This window comes from Mixta sp. Marseille-Q2659 (genome assembly GCF_940807255.1).
GTDB lineage: Bacteria > Pseudomonadota > Gammaproteobacteria > Enterobacterales > Enterobacteriaceae > Mixta.
This window is the reverse complement of the sequence record NZ_CALNWY010000007.1, coordinates 93,534-119,162: the sequence shown is the minus strand read 5'-3', so window position 1 is coordinate 119,162 and position 25,629 is coordinate 93,534. Positions and strand designations below refer to the sequence as shown.

The following is a 25,629-nucleotide window of genomic DNA, read 5'->3' as shown; positions in this document are numbered from 1 at the left end:
GTGTTTAAAAACCAGGCTAATCACGCGAAATTATTTCCGGGAGTGACCAGCGGGCTACCTGCTCCACGGCTACTTTGTCTGCTTTACAGGTCATCGCCGCGTTTGCGCGTGACAGGGCGAGCCTGGAATGGCGCTGAGCATCAGCGGCGTAACGGTGCGGTGCAATCTGTGCCAGCGCCTGAAGCGCCTTCTGCAGACGAATATGTACCTCAGCCAGTGCAGCACCATCGCGCCCTATAGCACTGAAAATATCATCAAACATATCGCTGATCCGGGCGGGCTCAATAAATATGCGCGGCCAGGTCACCTCATCAGAAGCCGCAGGGACAGGGTGACCAAACAATCTGACAGCACGGCCAATGATATCTATGGCCGTGCCCGGATCGTTGACGGCAGGCGAAAGTGCACGCGAGGCGATTTCTGCGAGCACACAGAGGCCAAAACGGGGATCCTGCTCATAAGAACGCTGTTCACCAACGGTAAATGCACGCTGCAGATGGTCCTGATCTTCTTCGGACATCGGTTGTGTGCACCACAGCAGGGGCGAGCGCGGATGCACAAAGCTGCCGGGCTGGGCAGCCAGATAAAGATGCACCTGCTGCGCGTCTGCCCAGTCGTTTAGCCGTTGCAAATCGATATGCTGCAGGTAACCAATCGCCTCGGGTAAAAGCGGGTGCGGTGTGGCCGCAGCGGGCAACTCACCCTGCCAGGCCGATCCGCCCATACAGGGATCCTGTAAGCGTTCAGTCAGCGCCGCGCGGGTTGCCTGCTCAACACGCTGAGACGTTTCGCCGAGGCTGCCAAAATTAGCGAGATGCTGGATCCAGCGAAGCAGGGTGATCACAATCATGGCGATCACCAGCAGCGTTACAAAGAACAGCACAACCCGCCCCTGTGTGCCGTATGCGCCCATCCCCAGCGCAATGATCCCTACCAGGCTGTAGAGAAACGAGCCAATGAACGTCGCCAGCACATTCTGCGTGGTGCGATCCTCCAGCAGCAGACTGGTGGCGCGGGGCGTTACGCTGCTGCTCGCAGAGTTATAGGCTGAGACCATAATATTCAGCGAAAACGTCGTAACGGCCAGCATACTGGAGGCGAGGATAGCCAGGATTTCATCCACGGCTTCACTGCCGATGAGACCGGATACGGAAGCAGGAATAAACGGTTTCACCGCGATAGCCACCAGCGCGGTGATCACCGCCAGTACGGCAAACAGCGAGCTGCGAAACCAGAGCTGTTTTGTCAGCCGGCGCAGTAACCATTGTGTTTTCGACATCGTCTTCCCTGTAATCAGACTGGTTAACTGCGGCTCAGCAGCAGGCGTATGCCGGCAAGCGAAAGTATATCCCCAGCACGGCGTCGGGCATGCGCTGAACGCGCTGATAAAGAGCAGCCATCATGGGCGCGGAGAACAGCAGCGCAAGGCTGCAGAACACCGCAACACAGATTGCTGCGCAGCCACCCATTATGTTGGGCAGCACCCCGGCATCAGCACCGGGCGTCAGCGTCACGGATATAATGGACACCCAGGTAAGAATAGCCCTGGGATTTAATATGTGCATGAGCACACCCTGCCGGAACCGTTTACCGTCGCGCACAACAGGCTGCGGATGTGTGTCCGCGCGCTTTTCTGCCGGCCGCTGCGCATTGCGGTACCCATAATCGCCATATTGCCGCGGCCCGGACTTGCTGTGGCCACGAAACAGGTGATAAAGACGAGTAACAGTTCGCTAACGTGAGGCATTCAGCGATCATCCATGCCTGAGTTGAGAGAAACGAGATATTGAGCTGCCGTGACGGTGGCCTGACGGCGCGTTTCAATAAACGTCGCCATCTGTGTCGTGGCCTGCGCTAACAGCTCAGCCGGTGCGGTACCCGGCGATCCACTGTTAAAGGGCGGTTGGGGGTCATACTCCATCTGCAGCTGAATCATCTGCGCCACCGCTTCACCCTGCAGGTCAGCTACCACTGTCAGCGCGAAGTCGATGCCTGAAGTCACGCCTGCGCCGGTGATGCGGTTCCGGTCGCGTACCACGCGCGCGCTGACCGGCTCAGCACCCAGCAGTGACAGCTGATCCAGCGATGCCCAGTGAGATGTGGCCCGGTAACCTTTGAGCAGACCCGCCGCCCCCAGCACCAGCGAGCCGGTACAAACTGACGTCACGAGTGAGGCCCGCTCGCTCTTTTCACGAATAAACGCCAGTACAGCGCTGTCCGTCATCAGGGCAATTTGTCCCGGACCGCCCGGCACACAGATCACATCCAGCGACGGACAGTCGTCGAAAGTGGTGGTGGGCAACATCGCTAATCCCCGATCTGAAATCACCGGATCCAGCGTTTTCCAGACAAGATGCACCCGGGTGTGTGGCGCGCGGGCAAAGACCTCAAAGGGTCCGGTGAGATCCAGCTGGGTGACGCCCGGAAACAGCAGTAATCCTACAGAAAGTTCAGACCCGTGCATGACAGCATCCTTTCAGGTGTGCGATAAAACACCATAGCGAATATACACGCAGCGTGTATAGCTCCCCGGCAGTCCAGAGAAGGAAATAACAGGCAATGAAAACCATTGGTATTCTGGGCGGAATGTCTGCTGCCTCAACGCAAACCTACTATCGTCAGCTATGCGAGCTGACGCGTCAGCGGCTGGGGGGACTGCATTCGCCGGAGCTGCTGATCCGCTCGCTCGACTTTGCACGCATTGAGCAGCTGCAGGCCAGCGGTCAGTGGGCGGCTGCCGGTGAGATCCTGAACAGAGAGGCGCATGCGCTGGCTCGTGGTGCAGATTTTATTGTGCTGGCCACGAATACCATGCATAAACTGGCTGAAACCATGATGAAAGACGTTGCTGTTCCGCTGCTGCATATCGCCGATGCGACTGCAGAGCGTATTGTGGCGTCGGGACTGCGCGCGCCGGGCCTGATCGCTACCGCATTCACCATGGAGCAGCAGTTCTACCGTCAGCGGCTGGAAACGGCCGGGCTACAGCCACTTATCCCGGCTAACGACGATCGTGCCAGGGTACACCAGATTATTTATGATGAGCTGTGCAAAGATATCACCACAGCAGCCAGCCGCGAGGCGTTTGTGCAGGTGGCAGAGCGGCTGGTAGCGCAGGGCGCGGACTGCATGATCCTTGGCTGCACTGAGGTCGGCATGTTGCTCAATCAGGGCAATGTCTCTGTGCCGGTGTTTGACACCACGCTGATCCACTGTGAAGCAGCGCTGGCGTTAGCGCTGACACCCTGACGTCGGCTGCAGCACCAGCCGGATAAACGCGGTGATATCCGTCATCGCCTGCTGATGTTTCTCTGCTGAAGGGCTGATACTCAGCACCTCAGCGTAACCATTGAGCATGGCGCTAAGCTGACGGGTAACCTGACCTGTATCGGCAGTGTGAAAGTGCTGCTGATCCACTCCCTGCTGAATCATCCCGCCAATCAGTGCGCTCCAGCTGGCTATGTTCTTTTCAGCGAGGGCGGCCCATGCGTCATTGTTCGCTGCCATCTGCCAGAGGGAATCATAAAGCTTCCACGTTGCATCCACACTATCCGGCAGGTAGATCCCGGCCAGCCGCCGCAGCTGCTGCTCTGGTGCCAGCCCTTCAGCCTCGCGCGTAAACTGTGCGATCTCCTGCGCCATAAAGCGCTCAAGCGCAGCCAGTGAGAGCGCCTGCCAGTTACTGAAGTAGTGATAGATATGGCTGCGCGACAGGCCAAGTTGCTCGGTAACGTCACGGGTCGTTACCCCGGCAATGCCTTTTTCGATAAACAGCGCCACAGCGGTATCAAGAATACGGTGCTTTAATTCGTCGGTATTTTTCTTCATCTGCGCTTTTGCATTCCGGTCACAACACAGGGCGCATGGTAGCAGATATACCGGTGATTGCCGCGTTTAACCATTGGTGTGGTCTATATCAGCAATTGCTGAAGATTGTTCCGGGCAGGCCGATAACCGTGGTCCGCTTCTGCACAGTTCAGCGTGCAGCGGCGGCAACGCACTGATGAGTTCTGATTGCGAACGGACCCTGCTTTTAGCCCTCTTTTAACCACACCAGGCTGCGCAGCTTTAATGCGCAATAGCTTACAGCAGGAAAAATAAGAATATGTCTTTAATGAAGACGATGTTTAGCCGCGCCCGTTTTACCGCACGATCTCAGCCTGCAGATGGTATCTATCATTGCCAGAATCTGCCTGCCTCGCCGGGCGATATTGGTCTTTCCTCGCGTGCGGCTGGCATTTTACTGACCTTTGTGCCGCCGGAGGCGGATTTTTATCGTGTCAGTCAGGCCTAGCAGCGTTTCAACTCGGCTGCGTTAACGGTCATTACGCTTTCATCCAACGGGGCGCTAAGCGCCAGCGGTAAACAAAGCACCTACTGTGACGGTAACGGGCAGGAAGGCAGCTGGCTCTGGCTGCCTGACTCACTGGTCGCGGAGCATGAAACCCATATCATCGATTTGCATCTGAAGGATACCCACAGCGTCACCGAGCGTATCAGTGCCATTCAACGCGATCTGGCCGCGCTCCAGCTGCGTATGCCGCTCTCTGCCGATCGCACGTTTGCGATGATCTACTGCGACGGCTTATCTGCGTCAGAAGGCTTTTTTATGCAGGCCTGGTATAACAGCGGTCGCTTTCCCTGCCTGGCCATTGGCGGCTCAGCAGGCGGGCGTACAAGCTTTGACGGTACGTGGATAGGGGCAGGCGGGCAGGTGCTGCAGGGCAAGACGGTGGTAGTGTTCTGCCGCATGGCGGCCGGTAAATCATTTGCGCCGTTCAAAAGCCAGAATTTTACGCCGCTGGAAAAGAGCTGGCTGATTGCGGAAGCCGATCCGCTGACGCGTACCGTGACCTCTGTCTTTACCGCTCAGGGCAAGCAGCAGCCGTTCACCGCCGCGCTGGCAGACCAGCTCGGCTGCAGTGAACAGCAGCTGAGTCAGCGTCTGCAAGGTCTGACGTTTGCCGTTAAAGCAGGAAACGAATATTTCATACGCTCGGTCGCAAAAATCGAGGCCGGGCGCGTACATTTTTTCTGCGACCTTGAATTTGGCGACCGCCTCTGGCTGATGCAGGAGCGCGACTTCAAAGCGGCGACGCTGCAGGACTGGGAAAAGTTTGTCTCACGCCACGGCAAGCCTGCTGCAGTCATGATGAATGACTGCATTCTGCGGCGTCAGGGAAACCTGAGTGCCCTGCAGAATGCACATTTCTTCAAAGGTATTCCGGCCGCCGGGTTTTCCAGCTTTGGTGAAATCCTTGGCGTGCCGATTAATCAGACGCTCTCGGCGCTGGTGTTTTTCAACCGCGACGTGAAAGCGATGGCGCAGTTTCCGGTAGAGTATGCGGGCTATGCGGCGCACTATGCCCAGCGCGCGCTGCGCCGCTGGGAAGCGCTTAACGGCATCCAGACCCGGGTACTGGGGCGCGTGGTGAGCTATCAGCAGGAGCTGACGCCTATTGTGCAGGCGCTGCCGGCGCTGGAAGCCGCCACACACAGCCAGAGTGAAACGCTGAACATGGCAGAGAACAGCATCCGTGCAATCAGCGCTATCGCCAGCGAAAGTCAGCAGGCACAAAGTCAGCTTGGTGAGGGTCTGGACGATCTGGAGCGGATCTCCGATGGCATCAATGTCATCACGCACGGTATCAGTAACATCGCGTTTCAGACTAATATCCTGGCGCTGAATGCCGCCGTTGAGGCCGCACGCGCGGGCGAAGCGGGACGCGGCTTTGCCGTGGTCGCAGGCGAGGTCCGCCGGCTGGCGCATTCGTCAAAAGAGCAGGCGGAAGCCACCGCCAGCAATATCAGCGACGCTGTCGGTACCATTTCCCGCATCCGCAGCGTGGCCAGCCATACGGTTCAGACTGCCAGCGACATGGCCGATCGCAGTCTGCACGCGGCGGATGCCATCGCGGCCATGAGCCAGCAGACGCGCAGTGAACGGGCTGACATTACACAGCAGCTACAAAACCTCCGTACGCTGACGGCCGGTATGGATGCCATGCAGGCTGCCGTTGATGAACTGAAAATACTGCAAAAGCTTTCGGCCGAACGTTAATCTCTTTACTCCGGGCGCACCCTCAGCTGCGCCCGTTTCCTGTTTCCGCTTTTCTGCAGATTGACTTTGAGCAGTTGCTCAAATAGACTCGCCTTGAGTTTGAGCAACCGCTCAAATATGCAATTACATCAGATGAACCTATGAAAATCCTTAGTGCAGCTTCCACTCAGCCGGCCCCGACAGGTGCAGCCGCCATGCTTAAAATGCTTGGCATGCGCCACAGCAAAAAACTCATCATCACGCTCGGCCTGGTGGTTGCGGAAAACGCGCTTTATCTGCTTTATCCCTTACTGGCGGGCTTTGCCGTCAACGCGATCCTGGCAGGCAATGCGCTGCACGCGGTGCTTTATGCCGTCATGGTTCTGGTAATGTGGCTGATTGGCGCGGCACGACGCAGCGTTGATACCCGCACTTTTGCCCGCATTTATGCTGAGATGGCCGTCCCGGTGATCCTCGCTCAGCGGCGTGAAAATAACCGCGCTTCAATGGTGGCTGCGCGAGTGACGCTGTCACGTGAATTTGTCGACTTTTTTGAGAAGCATCTGCCGGTGCTGATCACGTCAGTAGCATCCATTGCCGGCGCGGCAGGGATGCTGCTGCTGATTGAATTCTGGTCAGGCATGGCGTGTCTCGGCATTCTGCTGTTTTTTGCGCTGTTCCTGAAAGGGTTTACGCGTCAGAACGAGCAGCTGTTTCTGCGCCTGAACAACCGGCTGGAAAAAGAGGTTGATATGGTAAGCCACGCGCCCGCCTCACCGCTGGTACGGCACTATCGCGTACTGGCCCGGCTGCGGATCTGCCTCTCCGATCGGGAAGCCGTTGGCTATCTGGCCATCGGCAGCGTAGCCGCGCTGCTGTTTGGCAGCACCATTCTGGTCATGAGCCTGAGAGGCGGCGTGGAAGCGGGGCATGTGTACTCTGTCATGACCTATATGTGGATGTTTGCCATGAGCCTTGATGATGCGCCTCAGCTGCTGGAAAAATATTCCCAGCTCAGGGATATCGGGCGCCGGGTAAACAGCGGGAGCTGATCATTCTTCACTGACCAGGCTCAGCAGATGCAGCACGCTTCTGCTGGGGTGATTGCGCCGCCAGGCAAAGGCGATATCCGTAAACAGCGTATTGTTTTCAATTTCGCAAAACCGCAGCTGCGGGTTATTGATACAGCACAGTGAGGCAGGTACCAGCGCGACGCCGCAGCCGGCCGCGACCATGCCCAGCGAAGCGGCGATCTGCGGGGCCTGCTGAAAGCGATCGGCGCATAAGCCGGCGCGCAGGCAGGTACTGACGATCAGCTCATAAAGGCTGGGTACCACCTCGCGCGGAAACATAATCAGTGTCTCTTCCGCCAGCTGCGTCAGCGCCAGGCTTGCCTGCTGGCTCAGCGCATGCCCGGCCGGCAGCGCAATCATCATGCGTTCAGTCGCGATAACCCGCAGGTTAAACGCTTTGCTGCTTTCGCACGGCAGGCGGATAAACGCGGCATCCAGCAGTCCGTCACGCAGATCCTGCATCAGCAGCGCCATATTCTCTTCGCGGGTGATCAGCTCCATCGCCGGATAGCGCGCTCTGAAGCGACCAAGAAGCTCAAATACCGGCGAGCCAAAGGCTACGGAGCTGGCAAACCCCAGCGACATCTGACCGCTCATTCCCCGCGCCACGCCGCGCGCTTTTTCCAGCGCGTGATCCGCAAGCTGTACAACCTGCAGCGCATCAGGCAGGAAAGCGCGTCCCGCTTCTGTCAATTCAACGCCGCGCGTCAGGCGCTTCAGCAGTGGCGTCCCTATCTCATGCTCCAGACGCTGGATCTGCTGACTCAATGGCGGCTGAGAAATACCGAGCATCTCAGCCGCACGGGTAAAGTGCAGCGTCTCAGCGACGGCAACAAAATAACGCAGATGGCGCAGTTCCATATCAAAAACGTCTCAAAGCTGGCAGCTTTCGCTATTGGATTCTGTGAGCAGGCTGGCTCATCCTGATATTAACACGGCTTAACTATCAGTTTGCGAGGCAGTAAATGTATGATTTTGTATCGGGTTGTTCATGCGAAGAACAGCTAAAGACAACCGTTAATCAGCTGGCAGGGCAATCAGCAGAAAAAGTTATCTATCAGACCTCGCTGATGAGCGCACTGCTGCACGGCGTCTATGACGGTAAGACGACCGTTTCCCGGCTGCTGGAGAAGGGCGATTTTGGTCTCGGCACCTTTAATCAGCTTGATGGCGAGCTGGTCGCGTTTGATCGTCAGGTCTGGCAGCTGCGGGCTGACGGCAGTGCCCGTCCCGCCCGTCCGGAGCAGCAATCTCCCTTTGCCGTCATGACTTTTTTTACCCCGGAACATCAGCACCATTTCAGCGAAAAGAGCAGCCGTGAAGAGGTACACCGCGTTATCGACAGCGTGATTACTTCTGATAACCACTTCTGCGCGCTGCGTATCAGCGGTGACTTTGTCTCGGTGCAGACGCGCACCGTGCCCTGCCAGTGCCGTCCCTATCGGTCCATGCCTGACGTCCTGGGCAATCAGCCCACCTTTGATTTTCGTCAGCGCACAGGCGAACTGATTGGTTTCCGCACGCCGCAATATATGCAGGGCATCAATGTCGCGGGCTATCACGAACATTTTATTACCGATGACCGGCAGGGCGGCGGCCACATTCTCGATTATGTACTGGCGCAGGGCACGCTGACCTTTGGTGCAATCAGCAAGCTGGTGATCGACTTACCGCAGGATCGCGACTTCCTGCAGGCCAACCTGAACCCTGACAACCTGGATGAAGCTATCCGCTCCGTTGAGAGTTAATAACCGAGGTAATGATGAAAGAACATAAAACCCAAACGAGCTGGCGTAGCGGGGCAGATCTGGTGGTGGCGCAGCTGGAAACCCAGGGCGTAAAGCATGTGTTTGGCATTCCCGGTGCGAAAATCGATAAAGTATTCGATTCGCTGGTGGATTCGCGCATTGAACTGATCCCGGTGCGTCATGAGGCGAATGCCGCTTTTATGGCGGCAGCGGTTGGGCGGCTCACCGGTAACGCAGGCGTCGCACTGGTCACTTCCGGGCCAGGCTGTTCCAACCTGGTCACCGGCATGGCGACCGCCACCAGCGAGGGCGATCCGGTGGTAGCGATTGGCGGCGCGGTGAAACGATCGGACAGCGCAAAACAGGTTCACCAGAGCATGGATACGGTGTCGATGTTTCGGCCGGTCACTAAGTTTGCCGTCGAAGTCACCGACGCTTCCGCGCTGGCAGAATGTGTGTCTAACGCCTTCCGTCACGCGGAAAACGGGCGCGGCGGCGGCGCATTCCTCAGTCTGCCGCAGGATATCGTCGATCAGCCGGTGACCGGCAGCCTGCTGCAGCATAAGGCACGCGTCACGCTGGGCGCCGCGCCAGATACGCTGGTGGAGACGGTCAGCCGTGAAATAGCGCACGCAAAAAACCCGGTGATCCTGCTGGGACTGATGGCGAGCCAGCCGGAGAACAGTGCGGCCATCCATGAGCTGCTGAGCAGAAGTCATATTCCGGTGACCAGTACTTATCAGGCGGCGGGCGCGGTACGGCAGGAACATTTCCCGCGCTTTGCCGGCCGTATCGGTCTGTTTAATAACCAAGCGGGCGATCGTTTGCTGCAGCAGGCTGACCTGATCATCACTATCGGCTACAGCCCGGTGGAGTATGAGCCGGCGATGTGGAACCGCGGCAACGCAATCCTGGTGCATATCGATGTGCTGCCCGCCCAGACCGATAACCGCTATCTGCCCGATGCTGAGCTGGTGGGAGACATCGCGCAAACCGTGCGTAATATTGCGGCACGCATTGAGGCGCCGCTGCAGCTCAGCGCTGCGGCCGCGGCCATTCTTGATGACCGACAGCAGCAGCGGCAGCTGCTGACGCTGCAGGGTGCGAGCCTCGATCAGTTTGCGCTGCATCCGCTGCGGATCGTGCGTGCGATGCAGGACATTATCAATAGCGACGTCAGCCTGACGGTCGATATGGGCAGCTTTCATATCTGGATCGCCCGCTATCTCTACAGCTTCCGCGCGCGGCAAATCATGATCTCTAACGGGCAGCAGACCATGGGCGTTGCGCTGCCGTGGGCGATTGGGGCCTGGCTGGTTGACCCCTCCCGCAAAGTGGTATCGGTCTCCGGCGATGGCGGCTTTCTGCAATCCAGTATGGAGCTGGAGACGGCGGTGCGGCTCAACGCCAATATTCTGCATATCATCTGGGTGGATAATGCCTACAACATGGTAGCCATTCAGGAGGAGAAAAAATATCAGCGCGTCTCCGGGGTGAACTTTGGCCCGGTAGATTTCAAAGCTTATGCCGAAGCATTTGGCGCAGCCGGCTTCTCTGTTAACAGCGCAGCAGAGCTTGAAACGGTACTGCGCCGGGCAATGGACGTTAATGGTCCGGCGGTGGTCGCCATTCCGGTCGACTACAGCGATAACCCGCTGCTGATGGGTCAGCTGCACCTCAGCCAGCTGCTGTAATCACGCAATATGATGAACGCCAGAGTGGCATCCGTGACAGGCGCCGCTCAGGGCAGTAGCGGGGCGTATCTGCCCGATGCTGACTCCGATGATGTGGCCAGATTGCCATCACGGCAGAAGGCTACATCATCCGGACCCGGCAGCCTGGCCGCCGGGTTTCAATACAGGGAGCAGGGCTGTGCATCACTGTCTGGCAGATTCGGGAGTCAGTCCCCGACCCGGGAGAATTTGACACGCTGCCCCTGTAGACGGAGGCGCTGTTTCCGGGTATTTATCATCGGGCGTAACATATACCTGCGTTGTGGCTATATACCCGTCACTGAAGGTGGCTTCAATATAAGTAGCCTGCCATCCGCTGTCGGAGGTTGTCAGCTGAAAGCTGAGTCTCTCCCCGTCACCTTTCAGACTGACGGGTACCGAGCTGTATTTAACGCCGCAGGCATATCGAAAGTCTCTTGCTAACGGGTTTCTGGCTGTCCACTGCAAAACGCTTGCCGGCTTTTCTGAAAAACTGACCGTCAGATATTTTTTTCCGTCACCGCGACTCTCTGTTTTTTCCGTAATGTCAGGGAGCTTTTTCTTTTCCTGAAAACGGTTAACAAACGTAATCAGCGACTGCTCCGTAACGGACAGAATGCCACTGTGCGTGGTGTCAGGAACAATCCGTAAAGACCTGACGCCAGGTAACCTATCATAATAAAAATGACTGTTGTCCGGGGCGTAGAAATCATCACCGCTGGCATTAATAATATATTTGTCAATTTTCAGACGCTCACCTATATCAGTATTCAGATAAGTGAGGGGATCTTCCAGCGTCATCAGGCTTGCAAATTCATCCGTACCCAACAGCTGATCAATGCCCGATTTATAATACGGATAAAAAGCTACCGGCCAGTTTTTTCCATATGACCGATATATGTGTTCAAGCGACTTTTTAGTATTCAGCAGGTCCATGGCAAACGGAACGATGGCATCGACGTCCGGGTCAGACAGCGCTGTCAGCCACGCGGTCCAGCCGCGCTTGGAGGCTCCGGTGACAATAAATTTAGCTATATTTTGCTGCCCCAGTTCTTTCTTTGCCAGCCTGAAGGCCTGTGACACCGAGGCTGCCATAGGAATATGAAGGGATGCGTTCTGATATGTCTGAGTGTCTTTGATAAACAGTTTCCAGGAATAGGCCACACTGTTATCTTCACCCAAAGGGTCTGTGACTCCCTGATAACTCAGTCCCTGATTAGGAACATTACTTACTGATACTACAATGGTTTTTGTTGCAGTCGCAATGCGCGAGAGGGTGTGCTCACTGAAATCCGCAGGCGCGACAGGAGTGCCTGAGCCATCATCGTTGCTGCCATTATTGACAACAACAAGGGCGGTTTTTTCTCTGGCAGCGTCAGGAATATAGATATCCACTCCATTCTGCCAGCGTTCCGGGGAAACGACACCTTGCGGAGACCACACCTGTGAATTCAGGCTATACCTGTGAAGCATAACGCCAGGCAACTGTTTTTTTTCCACAAGAGAATAATCAAGTGGAAGTGATGCAAGTGATACTCTGTAATCAGAAATAAGGTGCGTCAGACGGGTGTTGTTCTTATATTCTCCGGCAGATAACGCCAGACAGACAGGCGAGATAAATAGCATCGCAAGATATAATGCTGTTATTTTCATCATGAATCTCCGTTCAAAGATAAATAAACTGATTAGCGCAGGTTACTGAGCATCATGATATTAAGGCTTATTGCTGCAGATTGACTTACAGCTTTGTCCCGAAAAAACGCCAGTTTGCTACGAAGAGCGAATCCACCTTTTTCCGGCTCGCACCCGTCACACCAGTTGCAGGCGCAGGCGCTGCCAGTGAGCTCACATCCGTCGCAAATCTTATCTATCCGATCGTTGAATCACTCACCTTTATGTTTTCATAGCTGACAGCACACGGGTAAGCATGCCCTTCCTGAATCTGCGGGCTTTAGATCCGTTTCTTAACAGAATAAGAAAGCGAATTTAATTAAAAAGGATTTTTTCCCTATGGTTGCTAATCACATCGATAACACGGTCAGCTTGAAGTTATTCGGGAAGAGACGGGAACAGAAAAGTGGCGCAGGCGTTTTAGTCCAGGCAATACACAACATATAGCTATCGAACCTGTTGTTCATCTTATGAAAGTTGTTGTATTGAACCCGCCAAATCATCTAGGAAATCTGACAGCAACTTATCCGGAGATCAATCGTGAAGATATACCGAGTATTTTCCCGGATTATGACAAGTTGCTGTCAATGAAACAGGCGATATAGGTACCAAAAAAGGATCTCTCTGAGATCCCTTTTTTGATGCGTGGCATTTTGTCATCGCATTGCTAAAACCCCTTAACGCGAGTTTTCGCTTACTCTTCAATCATGCGCGGCTCGCTCAGCGACACTGTTCACGCAGCTTCCACAACAGCCACGCATCCAGCTCTGTATCGGCCATGGGCCGGGCGTAAAAGTACCCCTGCGCCTGATCGCAGCCATACTCCATCAGAGTATCCACCGTTTCCGCATTCTCGACCCCTTCAGCCAGTACCACATAGTCCAGCTCCTTCAGCATGCTGATAATGCTGCGGGCGATGATACGCGATGCCATATCTGAAGAGAGATCGCTGATCAGAGAGCGATCAAGCTTAATGACATCCAGCGGCATACGCCGCAGATAGCTGATGTTACTGTAGCCGGTGCCAAAATCATCCAGCGAAATACCAAAGCCACGCTGTTTCAGCCGCAACAGGCCGGCCATTGCCATCGGGCTTTCAATAATACGTTCGGTTTCCAGACACTCAATGCCCAGCAGCGAGGTAGGCAACCGGTGCCGCTGCATCTGCTCCTCCAGCACGGCGGCAAACTCCTCACGCGCAAAATCGTTGAGGCTGACGTTAACCGTAACGGGCAGCTGCGTACAGTGATTGCGCAGCCGTGCCATGCGCGTAATCGTCCGGTCGATGACCCACGTGGTCATCGCCTGCAGCAGCTCAGTCTGCTCTGCCAGGGGGACAAATGCCACCGGGGAGAGCTCGCCATGTACCGGATGACGCCAGCGGATCAGCGCCTCCAGACCAATCGGTGCACCGGTTTGCAGGCAAATTTTTGGCTGATAAACCAGATAGAGCCCGCCTTCGCTGCGCAGCGCGGCCGCGAACTCATGCATCAGCGTATAGTCGCGGCTGTGCTGCACTTCAGTCGACGCGCTGTATGCCACAGAAGGCAGATTACGCCCGATAGCCTCATGCAGCGCGCTGACCGCACGGCGCAGAATCTCACTGCCGGTAAAGCAGCCGGCGGTGAAATCTGCCTGACCGGTATGCGTGGTCAGCGCGACAGAAAGGCCTTCTCCCAGATCAGCACTTATTCCTTCCATTCGCCCGGCAATCCACTCTGCGCTCAGGCGGCTGCTGGTGCGGGTGAGCAGCGCAAAACGTCCGGTTGCTACCGTATAAAGCAGTTCGCCCAGCGACGGGCGCAGACGCAGCGGCAGCAGCGTGGCGACATCTTTCAGCAGGCTTTCCACTGGTCCGATTCCCATTGAACGCGCCAGCTCCCAGGCGCGCGGCATATCGACACACTCAATCAACACCAGACGCCGGGGGGCAGCATCGCCAGACGTGGCAAGATGCTGCAGATCGCGGATCAGCCGCTGCCGGTTTGGCAGACCTGTGACCGGATCGGTGAAGCCGGCTGCGTGCCACGCCTCAAGAAAGGGATCACCGGTTCGCCAGCAGCCGCAGTGTTCCAGCTGCTCCGCGCCGAAAGGATGCGGCTCAGTATCAGTCACACAGAGGGTACCAAAGATAACACCTTCGCGATTTTTCAGTGGCACGCCGGCGTAAAAGCGGATCCACGGCGAACCGGTTACAAAGCGATGCGTAACAAACCGGGCATCAAGCCAGGTATCCGGTATGACCATCGGGCTGTCGTCATCAACCACGTAGCGGCAGAGCGACTCTTCGCGCGTGGTCTGTTTCAGCGTAAAATTGCGTGCCGCGCGGATATACTGATCGCGCTCATCCAGCACTGAAACAAAACATCCGGGGATCTTCAGTACCTGGCTGGCCAGCCGGGCAAATTTACCCAGTACGTTGTCACGACACTCGTCTGGCTCGCGCAGCGCCTGCAGGACACAGTGATAGTGGCTCTCTTCATCAGCAGAATCGATCAGCATGACGCCTCCGCGCTACCGGGCAGCAGCCGCTGAAAGGCGTCCGGACTCAGCGGTTCACCCAGCGCATGCCCCTGAATCGTATCGCATTCTGCCTGGTTCACCTGTATACGCTGCGCGCTGTTCTCCACGCCCTCAGCCAGCACCTTCAGCTGCAGGCTTTTTCCCAGCGCTGCAAGCGCGCGGAACATCATGCGAACCCGACCACTCTCTGTCAGCTGTGCCGTCAGCGACTTATCCAGCTTTAGTCCGGTTACAAATTCATGCTGCAGCAAACTGATGGCGCCCAGCGCGCGGCCATAATGATCAATAATAAAGCTGGCGCCGGTTTGCCTGATCGCGGTTAAGCGTGCCGGCAATTCCTGAACCAGCGTCGTCAGCATTGACTCATCCACCTCCAGGTCAACAAAACTGGCGTCGCTGTCGGTAAGCTCCCGCAGCAGTTTATCCAGCCGGATATCATCCAGCTGGCGGGGAAACAGATTGATGCTGACGCGCAGGCCCGGTTGCCGCTGTCGCCACAGGATGACCTGCTGCAGCGCACTGCGCAGCACCCATTCGCCCAGCGTGATGGAGAGCGAGCTTTTCATCAGCATGCCAATAAACGCCTCAGGCAGCAGCAAACCGCGCGTCGGATGCCGCCAGCGCAGCAGCGCTTCGCAGCCGGTCAGCGCGTGGCTGACCGCATCAAACTGTGGCTGGTAAAAAAGCACAAACTGATGCTGCCGCACCGCCACCTCCAGCTCGCGCTCAAAGCAACGTCGCTGCTGCTCAGCCTCAAGGAATGCAGGCAAAAACTGCACGCTGCAGCCTTTACCGGCTGCTTTCGCCTGGTAGAGAGCAAGATCGGCGGCATACATCATTGCCGGGGCATCGCGACCATGCTGTGGCCAGGAGGCGATACCCAGGCTGGCACCCACCACCACCGGCGTGTCCTGATAGCTGAAAGGTCTTTGCACCGCTTCCACCAGCTGTTGAGCGGTCTGCTGCGCAGCCTGGCTATCTCCGGGAAGCAGGATCACGAACTCATCTCCGCCAAGCCGGGCTGCCATAATTGCCTGCGTGCAGACCGTACGGATTTGTCCGGCAACATGGCACAGCAGCGCATCGCCAGCCGCGTGCCCCAGCATATCGTTGACCTCTTTAAATCCATCCAGATCGGCCATCAGCAGCGTGAAGGGAACGTCCGCCAGCGTCAGTTGCTCCAGCTGATCCATAAATGCACTGCGGCTGGCCAGCCGCGTGAGCATATCCAGGGAGGCGAGTTCGCACAGCCGTGCTTCACTCTCGTGACGATCGGTAACATCGCGAATAATCATGCCGACCAGGCGTTCCTGATCTTCCTGCCAGCCGGAAAAAGAGACTTCTGCCGGGAACGCCTGGCCATTGCGTCGCCGGGCCCAGATTTGCACCCGGCGCGGCTGTGAGATGGCTGACCGATCGGCCATCATGCGCGCCAGCTCTTGGCGGTAGGCCGTCTGCGAGCGCTCGGAAACCAGGTCGGCAACATATTCACCCAGCATCTCCTGCGCGCTATAGCCAAACAGGCGGGTCGCGGCCGGATTCCAGAATATGACGCCCTGCCGGATATCCGTGCAGATAATGGCGTCGGAAGAAGTTGAAGAGATCGCCTCCAGCCGCTGCTGACTGCTGTGACGCAGCAGCTCCAGACGATGCACCTCCATCTGGTCCATAACCAGTGACGCAATAGCGGCCAGATGCCGGCGATCGGTTGCGTTCAGCACGGCGCGCGGCTGTGTATCAATCAGGCAGACGGTGCCAATGCGGTGACCATTTGGGGTAGTGAGCGGTATGCCGGCATAGAAGCGGATATGGGGGTATCCCAGTACCAGCGGATTCTGGCTGAAACGCGCATCCAGACGGGTGTCCGGCACGCAGAGCACATCATCCTGTTCAAGGGTGAAACGGCAAAACGCGACGCTACGCGAGGTTTCGCAGATAGTCAGACCGTGACGCGATTTAAAAAACTGCCGGTCACTGTCAATCAGTGAGATAAACGCCACGGGCACGCGAAAGAGCCGCGCTGCCAGCATGGTAAGGCGATCCAGCGCCTCTGAAGGCGGGGTATTCATCAGCTGATACTGTGCCAGCGCCTCGAGACGCGCCGCTTCGGCGTCTGATGTGAGTTGCAATGTCGGTCCCCTGTAGTGAATGCTGTGACCAGCTTGACACAGCAGTGTGGGGACACGTTCAGTCAGACAGAGAGCCTGCCGCCGGAAGAAAGGTCCTGCACACCTGCCTGATTTAATTAACTCAGATAAGCGATTTTTGTCAGAATGCTGCCGATAGTAGCAGGCAGGAGAGTGTCTGATACCACTCTCCTGGTGCTACATTATCGGCATGTCAGACCAGAACTTCAGGCGGAATAAGTTTGCAAGCGTAAGTAACTATTTCTTAGCGCGGACAGCTGAGGTCGCCCTCTTCGCAGTTAAGCAGCGACTGCAGTTCTTTGGTCCGCTGCTCTGTTTTATTCTGCAGGCACTGCGATATCAGCATAGGATGAATCGATCCGCCACGCGTGGCGGACGTCATAAACTCGCAGTCGGCATCGCGCCAGGCTATCCAGCGCCGTTGCGCAGTCTGAAGCAGCGTTTTCTGCTCACCGCTCATCCACTTCAGCCCCTGCCGATAGCTGCTATTCAGTGCCTTATCCGCGACGTTGTAAGCACCCGCTGCACATTCATTCATTTCCATCTGCGTTTCAGCCTTGCTGCAGTCCGCTGCCATGGTGCTCGCGACAGGCAGTATTAACAGCGCACCCAGTATGAACTTTTTCATCACGTCTTCTCCATTTTACGTTGTGCTGATAGTAGCTCTGCGAGTGTAGTCAGTCATGGCGCTGGAAATCTTGTCGTGAAAAGTGATTATCCATAAAATTAACCATTGCGCCGTCGTGCGCATCGATGTGACGAATATAGCGCATAACCGTTTCCGGCTTTTTCCATGTTCCTTCCTGCATGATCTGTGCAGTACTGTATTTTTTCGCAGCCATATCAATAGCGGCGCCGACACGGGTGCTGTGGCCACTCCAGCCACGATAGCGATTTTTATTGGTGGCAGCGTCTTTGCCTGGCCCCGCCTGTTGCCAGGCGCGAACAAAGATATCTTCCAGCGCCCGGGTTGAGAGCGGCTTCATGGTCGCGACTGCGGCGCGGTTAGTACGATGAACCGGGCCAAAAAGATAAGCATCAGGCTCATTAATCAGGCCGGAGAGTTGCAGCCACGTCGTGAGCCGTTCTGAGGAGAGATCCCCCAGCGCTTTAATCAGACCGCCGGTCATCACAATGGTTTTGGTCCAGCCCACGTCGAGGATAATGCGTCCGTCAGCCGCGCGCGTGATATCTCTGACGCGCAACCGGCCTACTTCACTGATACGCAGCAGCGTGGCATAAGCAACATGCAAAAACGCCAGATCGCGTACCTGCTGAAGACGCTCTGATCCTGACCAGAGTCGGTCCAGCGTCAGCAGATCTGTGATGCGAAACGGCACCGCCTGACCTGCGCGTTCACCCTGGATCACCGCAGTGCGATTGATCTTTTTAATGGCACGAAACACCTGCGGAGCGCTGTTAGGCGGCATCAGGCCGGCGTTACGGTGTAACATAGAGATAAGCGCGGCGTGCGTGGCAACGGTGGAAGAAGCTCTGCCGCTGGCCTGCAGCCAGAGCAAATAATCCCGCAGGCAGGCAGGGGACATCGGTAAAAATGAGCGGCCATGCTCACTTGCCCAGCGGCGACAGCTGCGCATCACGCTCAGCAGCTGCCGCCATGTATTGTCAGAAAAAGCATCCTTATCGCTGACAAACTCTTTGAGTCGCTGCGTTATATCGTCATCAGCCGCGACCACGAGGTCTGCAACCGGGATTATTTCACTCATAAACACTCTTTCTGCTCACATTAACGGCAACGCTACGTGATTTCTGCAGGGGATTACCCCACATGAATGTACAGAATCGACGTAGCGACGCCTGAATTTTACACACATTCGCCCGACGACTTCGCGTTGTCAGGTTTCCTGCATGACACTCATCTTACCGTGAATGACGTAAATATCCTAACCTCATATAATGGGTATTATATGAATTTATAAGAACAGTCCGGTTACCTCTCTGTTGTACCGATATGAAGATTTAATTTGTCCGGGATCATGCATCAGGAAACCCAATCAAAAAGCGTGACGGTTATACGCTATATTTATCCTGTCGATGTTAACGCTAAGCTGTAATGTCCCCTTTAAACCATTCTAAAATGTCCCCTGGCGATTTTCTGGGGAATTTTTCATGATCAAAGAGACAGTTACTGTTTTTACTAAGGTTATTTTAGATATTCGAAGAGCCCTCTCTTCACACCAGTTGAACTGACAATGTCCGCTTCTGACACAAAGCGGATTGTGATCAGCGTTCTTACGACTATTTTTCTGAAGTCCATCGTGACTTGCCCTAAGCATGTTGTAGTGCGATAATTGTAACGACATTTGTAATTACAAGAGGTGTAAGACATGGGTAGCATAAACCTGCGTATTGACGATGAACTTAAAGCGCGTTCTTACGCCGCGCTTGAAAAAATGGGTGTTACTCCCTCTGAAGCGCTTCGTCTCATGCTTGAATATATCGCTGAAAATGAACGTTTGCCGTTTAAACAGACACTTCTTAGTGATGAAGACGCTGAACTCGTGGAGATAGTGAAAGAGCGTCTTCGCAATCCTAAGCCAGTACGCGTGACGCTGGATGAGCTCTGATGGCGTATTTACTGGATTTTGACGAGCGGGCACTAAAGGAATGGCGAAAGCTGGGCTCGACGGTACGTGAACAGTTGAAAAAGAAGTTGGCTGAAGTACTTGAGTCACCCCGGATTGAAGCGAACAAGCTCCGTGGTATGCCTGACTGTTACAAGATTAAGCTCCGGTCTTCAGGCTATCGCCTTGTATACCAGGTTATAGACGAGAAAGTTGTCGTCTTCGTGATTTCTGTTGGGAAAAGAGAACGCTCGGAAGTATATAGCGAGGCGGTCAAACGCATTCTCTGAATCAAAGCATGAAATCTCTGTTTCGCACCGGGTAATGACTCCAACTTACTGATAGTGTTTTATGTTCAGATAATGCCCGATGACCTTGTCATGCAGCTCCACCGATTTTGAGAACGACAGTGACTTCCGTCCCAGCCTTGCCAGATGTTGTCTCAGATTCAGGTTATGCCGCTCAATTCGCTGAGTGTAACGCTTGCTGATTACGTGCAGCTTTCCCTTCAGGCGGGATTCATACAGCGGCCAGCCATCCGTCATCCATACCACGACCTCAAAGGCCGACAGCAGGCTCAGAAGACGCTCCAGTGTGGCCAGAGTGCGTTCACCGAAGACGTGCGCCACAACCGTCCTCCGTATCCTGTCATACGCGTAAAACAGCCAGCGCTGACGTGATTTAGCACCGACGTAGCCCCACTGTTCGTCCATTTCAGCGCAGACAATCACATCACTGCCCGGCTGTATGCGCGAGGTTACCGACTGCGGCCTGAGTTTTTTAAGTGACGTAAAATCGTGTTGAGGCCAACGCCCATAATGCGGGCGGTTGCCCGGCATCCAACACCATTCATGGCCATATCAATGATTTTCTGGTGCGTACCGGGTTGAGAAGCGGTGTAAGTGAACTGCAGTTGCCATGTTTTACGGCAGTGAGAGCAGAGATAGCGCTGATGTCCGGCAGTGCTTTTGCCGTTACGCACCACCCCGTCAGTAGCTGAACAGGAGGGACAGCTGATAGAAACAGAAGCCACGGGAGCACCTCAAAAACACCATCATACACTAAATCAGTAAGTTGGCAGCATCACCCCATTTTTCGCCCGACGCTGCATTATGGGTAACAGCATATTATATGCCGGGATTTAATATTATTAAATAAAAAAGAATATAAGAAATGTGATTGCACTACGATTAAAGGACACATTTTCTGTATTTTACTGCTGGCCTGAGGTGGCGCAATGGATGGCGTGCAGCATGTTCTTAACTATATCACCGCTCCTGCGTCGGGCATGCTGTGTTAATTAAGCAAAATGCTGGCGTTAATTCCTATCCTGTTTACCTGAGCACATTGCGCTCCTTCATCTATACTCACTGCGTTAGATAACCGGTTGCTGGCTCTTAACCCGGCGGCGGCGCTATCTTTTTTGCAGGCTATTGTGCTTAACGTTGCGCACTGCCTGTGGGTTTACATGACGTCTTTCAACAGGGGATCTCCTGCTATGTTGCATTCTCAATCTTCACGGCTGGGCAGTATATTGCTGCTTATAGCAGCCGTTATTGGCTTTGGCGTGGCGCTCTGGGCCTGGCTGACGCCGCTGACCGGCGTAACCGGTACCATCGGTGCACTCGGTGTGGCTATTGCCAGCGTAGTACTGGCGCTGCTGACTCTGCTGTTGCGCGGCAGTACCGGCGGCACGCGCGTGCTCTGGATCGTTGTAACGCTGGTGGTGCTGTTTGGTATCGGCTTCTCCGCTGCGCTACTGCATCAATACATTATTACTGCAGCGATGGTGGTTGGCCTGGTTGGGCTTATCGCACTGAGTAAACAAACAGGGCGCCATGCCCAACGCGTCAGAGTCTGAGGAGCCACCTGTGCAAAACACTAACTATTCGCCGCTGATAAAAGTCAGTATGACGGCACTTGCGCTGCTGGTGAGCTCATTCTCACTGCACGCCGAAGATAAAGCCACCGAAGCGTCAATGGGCGCGCGGCAGAAACTGGACGTGGATGCTGCCGATCAGCAGGATGCGGGAACCACCAAAACCACTGACGATGCGTCCACCGGCAAGCTCGATGGAAAAAAAGTGGAATCCGCTGCTAACCCGGCTACACCGCTGGTGCCGGCAGGCGCAACCTGGGACAGCTTTCACGGTCAGCTGAACGCACAGAAATATAGCCCGCTGAAGCAGATCACCACTGAAAACGTCAGCAAACTGAAGAAAATCTGGGAGTTCCATACCGGTGATGTCTCAGACGGAAAAGGGGATACGCCTGCCACGGTCTGGTCCGCTACGCCAATTTTTGCCAATGAAACTATTTACGTTGGCACGCCGTTCGACCGGCTAATTGCGCTCGATCCGGGTACCGGTAAAGAGAAGTGGCATTACGACACCAAATCACCGCGTAAAGCGCTGACGCAGCCGGTCCTGAAAAACCGCGGCGTGTCATACTGGCAGGCTAAAAATCCGGTAGCAGGCGAAGCGTGTCAGAAGATTGTCTATATGGGCACCGTTGACGCTAAGCTTTGGGCGCTGGATGCCGACTCCGGCAAACCGTGTGAAAATTTTGCCAATAAAGGCGTGCTGGACATTAATCAGTGGAATACCGTTAACGCGAAGTATCCGCTCTCCATTCTGCAGCCGCCAACGGTTGTGGGCGACCATTTAATGATTGGCTGGGCCGGTAAAGACTGGGCGTATGCAGAAGCGCCTCCGGGCACGGTATTTACCGTAAACGCGCAGACCGGCAAGCTGGAGTGGACCTTTGAAGCGATTCCGGAGAGCGTTCGCGCTCGCACCGGTACCGCCAACGTCTGGACCCATATGTCAGCCGATGAGGCCAACGGTCTGGTCTATCTGCCTGTTTCATCTCCATCGCCTAACTACTGGGGCGGCAACCGTACGGAGTCTATTCCACTGGGCACCTCAACGACCGCGCTGGATATCAAAACCGGTAAAGTAGTCTGGTCGCGCCAGTGGGTGCATCACGACGTGTGGGATTACGATATTAACTCTGCGCCGACGCTGATGGACATTACCGTAAATGGTAAGCAGATCCCGGCGCTGGTTCAGGCAACCAAGCAGGGCTTCCTGTTTGTGGTCAATCGCCTGACCGGCGAAGATGTCTGGCCAATCGAAGAGCGTCCGGTGCCGCAGGGCGATGGTTCAGTACAGGGTGAAAAGCTGGCGCCTACGCAGCCTTTCCCGACCAAACCCGCTCCGCTGCTGGATCAGTCGAAAAAGCCGGCTATCTGGAAACTGGCTGACATTGTAGGGGCAGGTCAGTGTTCCCGCCTGTGGGACAAGCTGAGCTACGATGGCATGTATTCGCCGCCGACAACCAAAGGCGAAGGTGTGCTGACCTATCCTGACAGCGCCGGCGGCGTACAGTGGGGCGGCGTGGCGTTCGATCCGCAAAAGCAGATCGCTATCGTTAACACCTCGCACATTGTGCAGTATATAAAGCTCTACAGCCGTGAAGATTATGAGAAAGCGGATAACGGCTCGGGCAATGAAAGCGGTTTTGCACCACAGGAAGGCGCTCCGTACGGCCTGCGTCTGATGGTCGCAAACAACTGGCTGGGCATGCCGTGCTGGCAGCCGCCGTTTGGCGAAATCGTGGCGATCGATATGCATACCGGTGATGTGAAGTGGCGTCGTCCGGTTGGAGCTTCGCAGCAGTATGGCTTCTTTATGCCGGAAAGCTGGGGCTCACCGACTATTGGCGGCCCTGCTGTAACCGCAGGCGGCGTGGTCTTTATCGGTGCCTCAATGGATGCCAAAGTGCGCGCCTACTCCGTGGACACAGGTAAAGAGCTGTGGGCCGATCAGGTTGAAGCGCCAGCCGTTGCTAACCCGTCGGTCTATGAGTACAAAGGACGCCAGTATGTCGCCTTTGTAGCTGGTGGTAACACGATTCTGAAAGATCAGGTCGGCGATCAGGTCGTGGTCTACGCGCTGCCGGAAGAGTGATCCTCTATTAGCAGCAGTAAACAGAGCGGGGCCTGAGCGCCCTGCTTTTTATTATTCTATTTCTGGCCCGCCTGACGCATAGGCATGCTGTCTACCAGCGAAAGCAGGGCATCTGCACTGACTGGCGTGGTCTGCCGCAGCTTCATGCCCCCATCTTTACCCACCAGCACAATTTCAAATCCCGCGGGATTAAGCGCTTTACGCAGTACACCGTTATCCGCAGGGCGGGTATCACTTAATACGACCATATCGCGCTCACTCAGTGCCTGCTGATGCTGTTGCAGCAGCGTAAGCTGCCGGACGTAGTCTGCATCCTGTGCAGAGGGCGCAAAAATCACAACCGGTCGCTGTTTCCAGCGATAACTGTCAAGCGAGGTGCTTGCCGGCGACAGCGTCCGGAACAGGTCAGCATTATCCGCCTGCGCCAGACTGCTCATTGAAAGCGCCAGTAGCGTGCCTGCTACCGCAAAACTGCATCGTGCCGTTCTCATATCCCGCCTCCTCAGTTCACTACCTGTTAAGGATAGGTCGTCACAACTCAGCGGGCTCTGTTCTGACCCTTCTTTACATCCAGACTACGCAGTCACATTAAGCCGGTTCGCTGACGCGATTGCGCCCGCTGCGTTTGGCCTGATAAAGCGCGCGGTCAGCCTGCTGCTTGAGCGTGTCTGCTTCACTGACGTCACCCTGCGACACCAGCGCATAGTAACCGGCGCTTATCGTGATCACACCCTCTGGCAGCTCGCTGCTTTCATGAGCGATGCCCCGCTCCCGGACCGCTTTAACCGCCTGATCCGCGACGATGCGCGCCTCTGAAAAGTCGGTGTTAGGCAAAATGATCGCAAACTCCTCTCCGCCGTAGCGAGCCACGACGTCCCCGTGATAATGCACACAGCTTTTCAGCACCTGCGCCACATCCTGAAGACACTCATCGCCGGCAACATGCCCGTAGGTATCGTTGAAGTGTTTAAAATAGTCGATATCAATCATGATAAGCGCCACCGGATCGCCGGCTTTGTGCGATTTCATCAACGCCATCTCTAACAGCGCGTCAAACTGTCTCCGGTTTGCCAGTCCGGTCAGACCATCGACCAGCGCCAGCGACTGCAGCGTATGGTTAATGCTGGTCAGCTCATCCCGCACAAAGGTCAGCTCAATCTGGTTTCTGACATTGGTTCCGACCTGGCGAAGTACCAGCAGCCCCATACCGGCAATGGCAAGCAGAAGCGTCAGGTTAAGCAGCAGATTGATCAGATTCCCGGTAAGCCACGCTTTACGGATAGTGGCAATATCATACCCGGCAGTAACAATCAGCGGGTAACGCTCCAGACGCGCGTATCCATAAACGCGCACGATACCATCCAGCGAGGATTGCCAGATGGCGTTGCCGCTGGACGCAGATTTGAGTTCGGTTTTAAACAGCGGACTGGCAGAGAGCATCCTGCCAATATAAGTGTCCGGAAAAGGACGAATATAGAGGGCCGATGCATCTGCAAGAATAAGTCCCAGCGTATCTTTGTCACCCAGTGCGTAATAGCTGTAATACTGCCGGAAATAGTCCACGCGCACCGTGGCCAGCGCCACGCCGGCAAAGTTACCCTGACTGTCGTTCAGACGTACGGATACCGGAATCACCAGATCGCCGGTCGAGCGACTGCGTATGACGCGGCTAATCAGGAGATTGGTGTCGTTGTGGTTGCGGTGCCATAAAAAATAGGCGCGATCCGCATTGCTGGCATTGGTCGGCACAAAGTTGCCGGAGGAGGCGATCCAGTGTCCGTCAGTATCATAAACAAACAGGCCATGCAGCTGCGGCAGTTTACTCTGCTGCTCTTTAAGCTGATGCAAAAACGCCGGGGTTGCCGCGTAATCGTTGCCGCGCTGGCGTAACTGCCTGACCGCATCGGCTAACGTGATCTCAACCTGCAAAAACGAATCTTCTGCATGTTTGGCCAGCGACACAGACAGATTACGCGCATCATCTTTTTTCTCACTCATGATCTGCTGCCAGGAGTTCCACAGCGACCAGGCATTAATTGCCACCACAAACAGGCTAATTAATACCAGGAAAAGCATCATGCTTTTTCCCAGCGAGGTTTTTAGCAGTGAAGAGCCTGAAGCATAGAGTGAGTTTTTTCGCATAAAGTCGTGTTCTGAGC

21 protein-coding genes and 2 pseudogenes are annotated in these 25,629 nt (G+C 55.4%); 9 read left to right on the top strand and 14 right to left on the bottom strand.

Features of this window, described 5'->3' with window-relative positions; all coding sequences use genetic code 11:
- Positions 1 to 16 precede the first annotated feature (16 nt).
- The 3 genes from P3C52_RS07705 to P3C52_RS07695 all read right to left on the bottom strand — a co-directional run bounded on the left by P3C52_RS07705 (position 17) and on the right by P3C52_RS07695 (position 2,464).
- The gene (locus tag P3C52_RS07705; protein WP_040113421.1) at positions 17 to 1,279 is read right to left on the bottom strand and encodes a DUF2254 domain-containing protein; all 1,263 of its coding nucleotides are present in this window, start codon (positions 1,277 to 1,279) and stop codon (positions 17 to 19) included.
- Positions 1,280 to 1,313: 34 nt separating this feature from the next.
- Complete coding sequence (locus tag P3C52_RS20940) at positions 1,314 to 1,601, bottom strand: LysE family transporter (protein WP_071882944.1); 288 nt, start codon at positions 1,599 to 1,601, stop codon at positions 1,314 to 1,316.
- A gap of 146 nt (positions 1,602 to 1,747) precedes the next feature.
- The gene (locus tag P3C52_RS07695) at positions 1,748 to 2,464 is read right to left on the bottom strand and encodes a DJ-1/PfpI family protein (RefSeq protein WP_040113422.1); all 717 of its coding nucleotides are present in this window, start codon (positions 2,462 to 2,464) and stop codon (positions 1,748 to 1,750) included.
- A 95-nt stretch (positions 2,465 to 2,559) separates the two neighbouring features.
- On the opposite strand from P3C52_RS07695, the gene P3C52_RS07690 reads away from it, so the two are divergent.
- Positions 2,560 to 3,249, top strand: a complete 690-nt coding sequence (locus P3C52_RS07690; protein WP_040113423.1) for an aspartate/glutamate racemase family protein — start codon at positions 2,560 to 2,562, stop codon at positions 3,247 to 3,249.
- Here the strand turns inward: P3C52_RS07690 and P3C52_RS07685 are convergent.
- Complete coding sequence (locus P3C52_RS07685; RefSeq protein ID WP_040113424.1) at positions 3,232 to 3,828, bottom strand: TetR/AcrR family transcriptional regulator; 597 nt, start codon at positions 3,826 to 3,828, stop codon at positions 3,232 to 3,234. The genes P3C52_RS07690 and P3C52_RS07685 overlap by 18 nt on opposite strands.
- 277 nt (positions 3,829 to 4,105) lie before the next feature.
- On the opposite strand from P3C52_RS07685, the pseudogene P3C52_RS07680 reads away from it, so the two are divergent.
- Positions 4,106 to 6,061, top strand: a pseudogene (locus P3C52_RS07680) (methyl-accepting chemotaxis protein).
- Between the two features lie 140 nt (positions 6,062 to 6,201).
- Complete coding sequence (locus tag P3C52_RS07675; RefSeq protein WP_052246541.1) at positions 6,202 to 7,092, top strand: ABC transporter six-transmembrane domain-containing protein; 891 nt, start codon at positions 6,202 to 6,204, stop codon at positions 7,090 to 7,092.
- On the opposite strand, the gene P3C52_RS07670 is transcribed toward P3C52_RS07675, so the two are convergent.
- Positions 7,093 to 7,974, bottom strand: a complete 882-nt coding sequence (locus P3C52_RS07670; RefSeq protein WP_040113425.1) for a LysR family transcriptional regulator — start codon at positions 7,972 to 7,974, stop codon at positions 7,093 to 7,095.
- Between the two features lie 104 nt (positions 7,975 to 8,078).
- On the opposite strand from P3C52_RS07670, the gene budA reads away from it, so the two are divergent.
- A complete protein-coding gene (gene budA, locus P3C52_RS07665) occupies positions 8,079 to 8,861 on the top strand; it encodes an acetolactate decarboxylase (RefSeq protein WP_040113426.1) in 783 nt (260 codons plus the stop codon).
- Positions 8,862 to 8,875: 14 nt separating this feature from the next.
- The gene (alsS, locus tag P3C52_RS07660) at positions 8,876 to 10,555 is read left to right on the top strand and encodes an acetolactate synthase AlsS (protein WP_040113443.1); all 1,680 of its coding nucleotides are present in this window, start codon (positions 8,876 to 8,878) and stop codon (positions 10,553 to 10,555) included.
- A 183-nt stretch (positions 10,556 to 10,738) separates the two neighbouring features.
- On the opposite strand, the gene P3C52_RS07655 is transcribed toward alsS, so the two are convergent.
- The 6 genes and pseudogenes from P3C52_RS07655 to P3C52_RS07630 form a co-directional block, all read right to left on the bottom strand.
- Positions 10,739 to 12,226, bottom strand: coding sequence for a PhoPQ-activated protein PqaA family protein (locus P3C52_RS07655; protein WP_040113427.1), 1,488 nt, complete (start codon positions 12,224 to 12,226; stop codon positions 10,739 to 10,741).
- 738 nt (positions 12,227 to 12,964) lie between these two features.
- Positions 12,965 to 14,746: a sensor domain-containing phosphodiesterase gene (locus tag P3C52_RS07650; protein WP_275554478.1), complete on the bottom strand. Its 1,782-nt coding sequence runs from the start codon at positions 14,744 to 14,746 to the stop codon at positions 12,965 to 12,967.
- Positions 14,740 to 16,836: an EAL domain-containing protein gene (locus tag P3C52_RS07645; protein ID WP_192415538.1), complete on the bottom strand. Its 2,097-nt coding sequence runs from the start codon at positions 16,834 to 16,836 to the stop codon at positions 14,740 to 14,742. The genes P3C52_RS07650 and P3C52_RS07645 overlap by 7 nt, the downstream gene beginning before the upstream one ends.
- A gap of 322 nt (positions 16,837 to 17,158) precedes the next feature.
- Positions 17,159 to 17,542, bottom strand: coding sequence for a lysozyme inhibitor LprI family protein (locus P3C52_RS07640; RefSeq protein WP_275554477.1), 384 nt, complete (start codon positions 17,540 to 17,542; stop codon positions 17,159 to 17,161).
- 49 nt (positions 17,543 to 17,591) lie between these two features.
- Complete coding sequence (locus P3C52_RS07635; protein ID WP_040113357.1) at positions 17,592 to 18,641, bottom strand: tyrosine-type recombinase/integrase; 1,050 nt, start codon at positions 18,639 to 18,641, stop codon at positions 17,592 to 17,594.
- A gap of 500 nt (positions 18,642 to 19,141) precedes the next feature.
- Positions 19,142 to 19,238 (bottom strand): annotated as a pseudogene (locus P3C52_RS07630) (hypothetical protein); the annotation flags it as partial.
- Between the two features lie 24 nt (positions 19,239 to 19,262).
- On the opposite strand from P3C52_RS07630, the gene relB reads away from it, so the two are divergent.
- Positions 19,263 to 19,502: a type II toxin-antitoxin system antitoxin RelB gene (gene relB / locus P3C52_RS07625; protein ID WP_040113358.1), complete on the top strand. Its 240-nt coding sequence runs from the start codon at positions 19,263 to 19,265 to the stop codon at positions 19,500 to 19,502.
- Entirely contained in the window at positions 19,502 to 19,789 is a 288-nt protein-coding gene (relE, locus tag P3C52_RS07620; protein ID WP_040113359.1) for a type II toxin-antitoxin system mRNA interferase RelE, read from the top strand. The genes relB and relE overlap by 1 nt, the downstream gene beginning before the upstream one ends.
- 45 nt (positions 19,790 to 19,834) lie before the next feature.
- Here the strand turns inward: relE and P3C52_RS07615 are convergent.
- Positions 19,835 to 20,532, bottom strand: a protein-coding gene (locus tag P3C52_RS07615) for an IS1 family transposase (RefSeq protein WP_223429336.1) whose coding sequence is annotated in 2 segments (ribosomal slippage) — positions 19,835 to 20,283 and positions 20,283 to 20,532 — 699 coding nt in all. Because the reading frame shifts where the segments join, the coding sequence is not laid out codon by codon here.
- Between the two features lie 465 nt (positions 20,533 to 20,997).
- Here P3C52_RS07615 and P3C52_RS07610 point away from each other — a divergent pair.
- Both P3C52_RS07610 and P3C52_RS07605 read left to right on the top strand, forming a co-directional pair.
- Positions 20,998 to 21,360: a hypothetical protein gene (locus P3C52_RS07610; protein WP_040113360.1), complete on the top strand. Its 363-nt coding sequence runs from the start codon at positions 20,998 to 21,000 to the stop codon at positions 21,358 to 21,360.
- 10 nt (positions 21,361 to 21,370) lie between these two features.
- A complete protein-coding gene (locus tag P3C52_RS07605) occupies positions 21,371 to 23,470 on the top strand; it encodes a pyrroloquinoline quinone-dependent dehydrogenase (protein ID WP_040113361.1) in 2,100 nt (699 codons plus the stop codon).
- Positions 23,471 to 23,526: 56 nt separating this feature from the next.
- On the opposite strand, the gene P3C52_RS07600 is transcribed toward P3C52_RS07605, so the two are convergent.
- Both P3C52_RS07600 and P3C52_RS07595 read right to left on the bottom strand, forming a co-directional pair.
- Complete coding sequence (locus tag P3C52_RS07600) at positions 23,527 to 23,961, bottom strand: DUF4174 domain-containing protein (protein ID WP_192415531.1); 435 nt, start codon at positions 23,959 to 23,961, stop codon at positions 23,527 to 23,529.
- 97 nt (positions 23,962 to 24,058) lie between these two features.
- The gene (locus P3C52_RS07595; protein WP_040113431.1) at positions 24,059 to 25,612 is read right to left on the bottom strand and encodes a sensor domain-containing diguanylate cyclase; all 1,554 of its coding nucleotides are present in this window, start codon (positions 25,610 to 25,612) and stop codon (positions 24,059 to 24,061) included.
- Between the last annotated feature and the right edge of the window lie 17 nt (positions 25,613 to 25,629).

Coding starts and splice junctions, on each gene's coding strand:
- P3C52_RS07705 (WP_040113421.1), bottom strand. CDS start 1,279: ATGTCGAAAACACAATGGTTACTGCGCCGGCTGACAAAACAGCTCTGG.
- P3C52_RS07695 (WP_040113422.1), bottom strand. CDS start 2,464: ATGCACGGGTCTGAACTTTCTGTAGGATTACTGCTGTTTCCGGGCGTC.
- P3C52_RS07690 (WP_040113423.1), top strand. CDS start 2,560: ATGAAAACCATTGGTATTCTGGGCGGAATGTCTGCTGCCTCAACGCAA.
- P3C52_RS07685 (WP_040113424.1), bottom strand. CDS start 3,828: ATGAAGAAAAATACCGACGAATTAAAGCACCGTATTCTTGATACCGCT.
- P3C52_RS07675 (WP_052246541.1), top strand. CDS start 6,202: ATGAAAATCCTTAGTGCAGCTTCCACTCAGCCGGCCCCGACAGGTGCA.
- P3C52_RS07670 (WP_040113425.1), bottom strand. CDS start 7,974: ATGGAACTGCGCCATCTGCGTTATTTTGTTGCCGTCGCTGAGACGCTG.
- budA (WP_040113426.1), top strand. CDS start 8,079: ATGTATGATTTTGTATCGGGTTGTTCATGCGAAGAACAGCTAAAGACA.
- alsS (WP_040113443.1), top strand. CDS start 8,876: ATGAAAGAACATAAAACCCAAACGAGCTGGCGTAGCGGGGCAGATCTG.
- P3C52_RS07655 (WP_040113427.1), bottom strand. CDS start 12,226: ATGAAAATAACAGCATTATATCTTGCGATGCTATTTATCTCGCCTGTC.
- P3C52_RS07650 (WP_275554478.1), bottom strand. CDS start 14,746: ATGCTGATCGATTCTGCTGATGAAGAGAGCCACTATCACTGTGTCCTG.
- P3C52_RS07645 (WP_192415538.1), bottom strand. CDS start 16,836: ATGAATACCCCGCCTTCAGAGGCGCTGGATCGCCTTACCATGCTGGCA.
- P3C52_RS07640 (WP_275554477.1), bottom strand. CDS start 17,542: ATGAAAAAGTTCATACTGGGTGCGCTGTTAATACTGCCTGTCGCGAGC.
- P3C52_RS07635 (WP_040113357.1), bottom strand. CDS start 18,641: ATGAGTGAAATAATCCCGGTTGCAGACCTCGTGGTCGCGGCTGATGAC.
- relB (WP_040113358.1), top strand. CDS start 19,263: ATGGGTAGCATAAACCTGCGTATTGACGATGAACTTAAAGCGCGTTCT.
- relE (WP_040113359.1), top strand. CDS start 19,502: ATGGCGTATTTACTGGATTTTGACGAGCGGGCACTAAAGGAATGGCGA.
- P3C52_RS07610 (WP_040113360.1), top strand. CDS start 20,998: ATGTTGCATTCTCAATCTTCACGGCTGGGCAGTATATTGCTGCTTATA.
- P3C52_RS07600 (WP_192415531.1), bottom strand. CDS start 23,961: ATGAGAACGGCACGATGCAGTTTTGCGGTAGCAGGCACGCTACTGGCG.
- P3C52_RS07595 (WP_040113431.1), bottom strand. CDS start 25,612: ATGCGAAAAAACTCACTCTATGCTTCAGGCTCTTCACTGCTAAAAACC.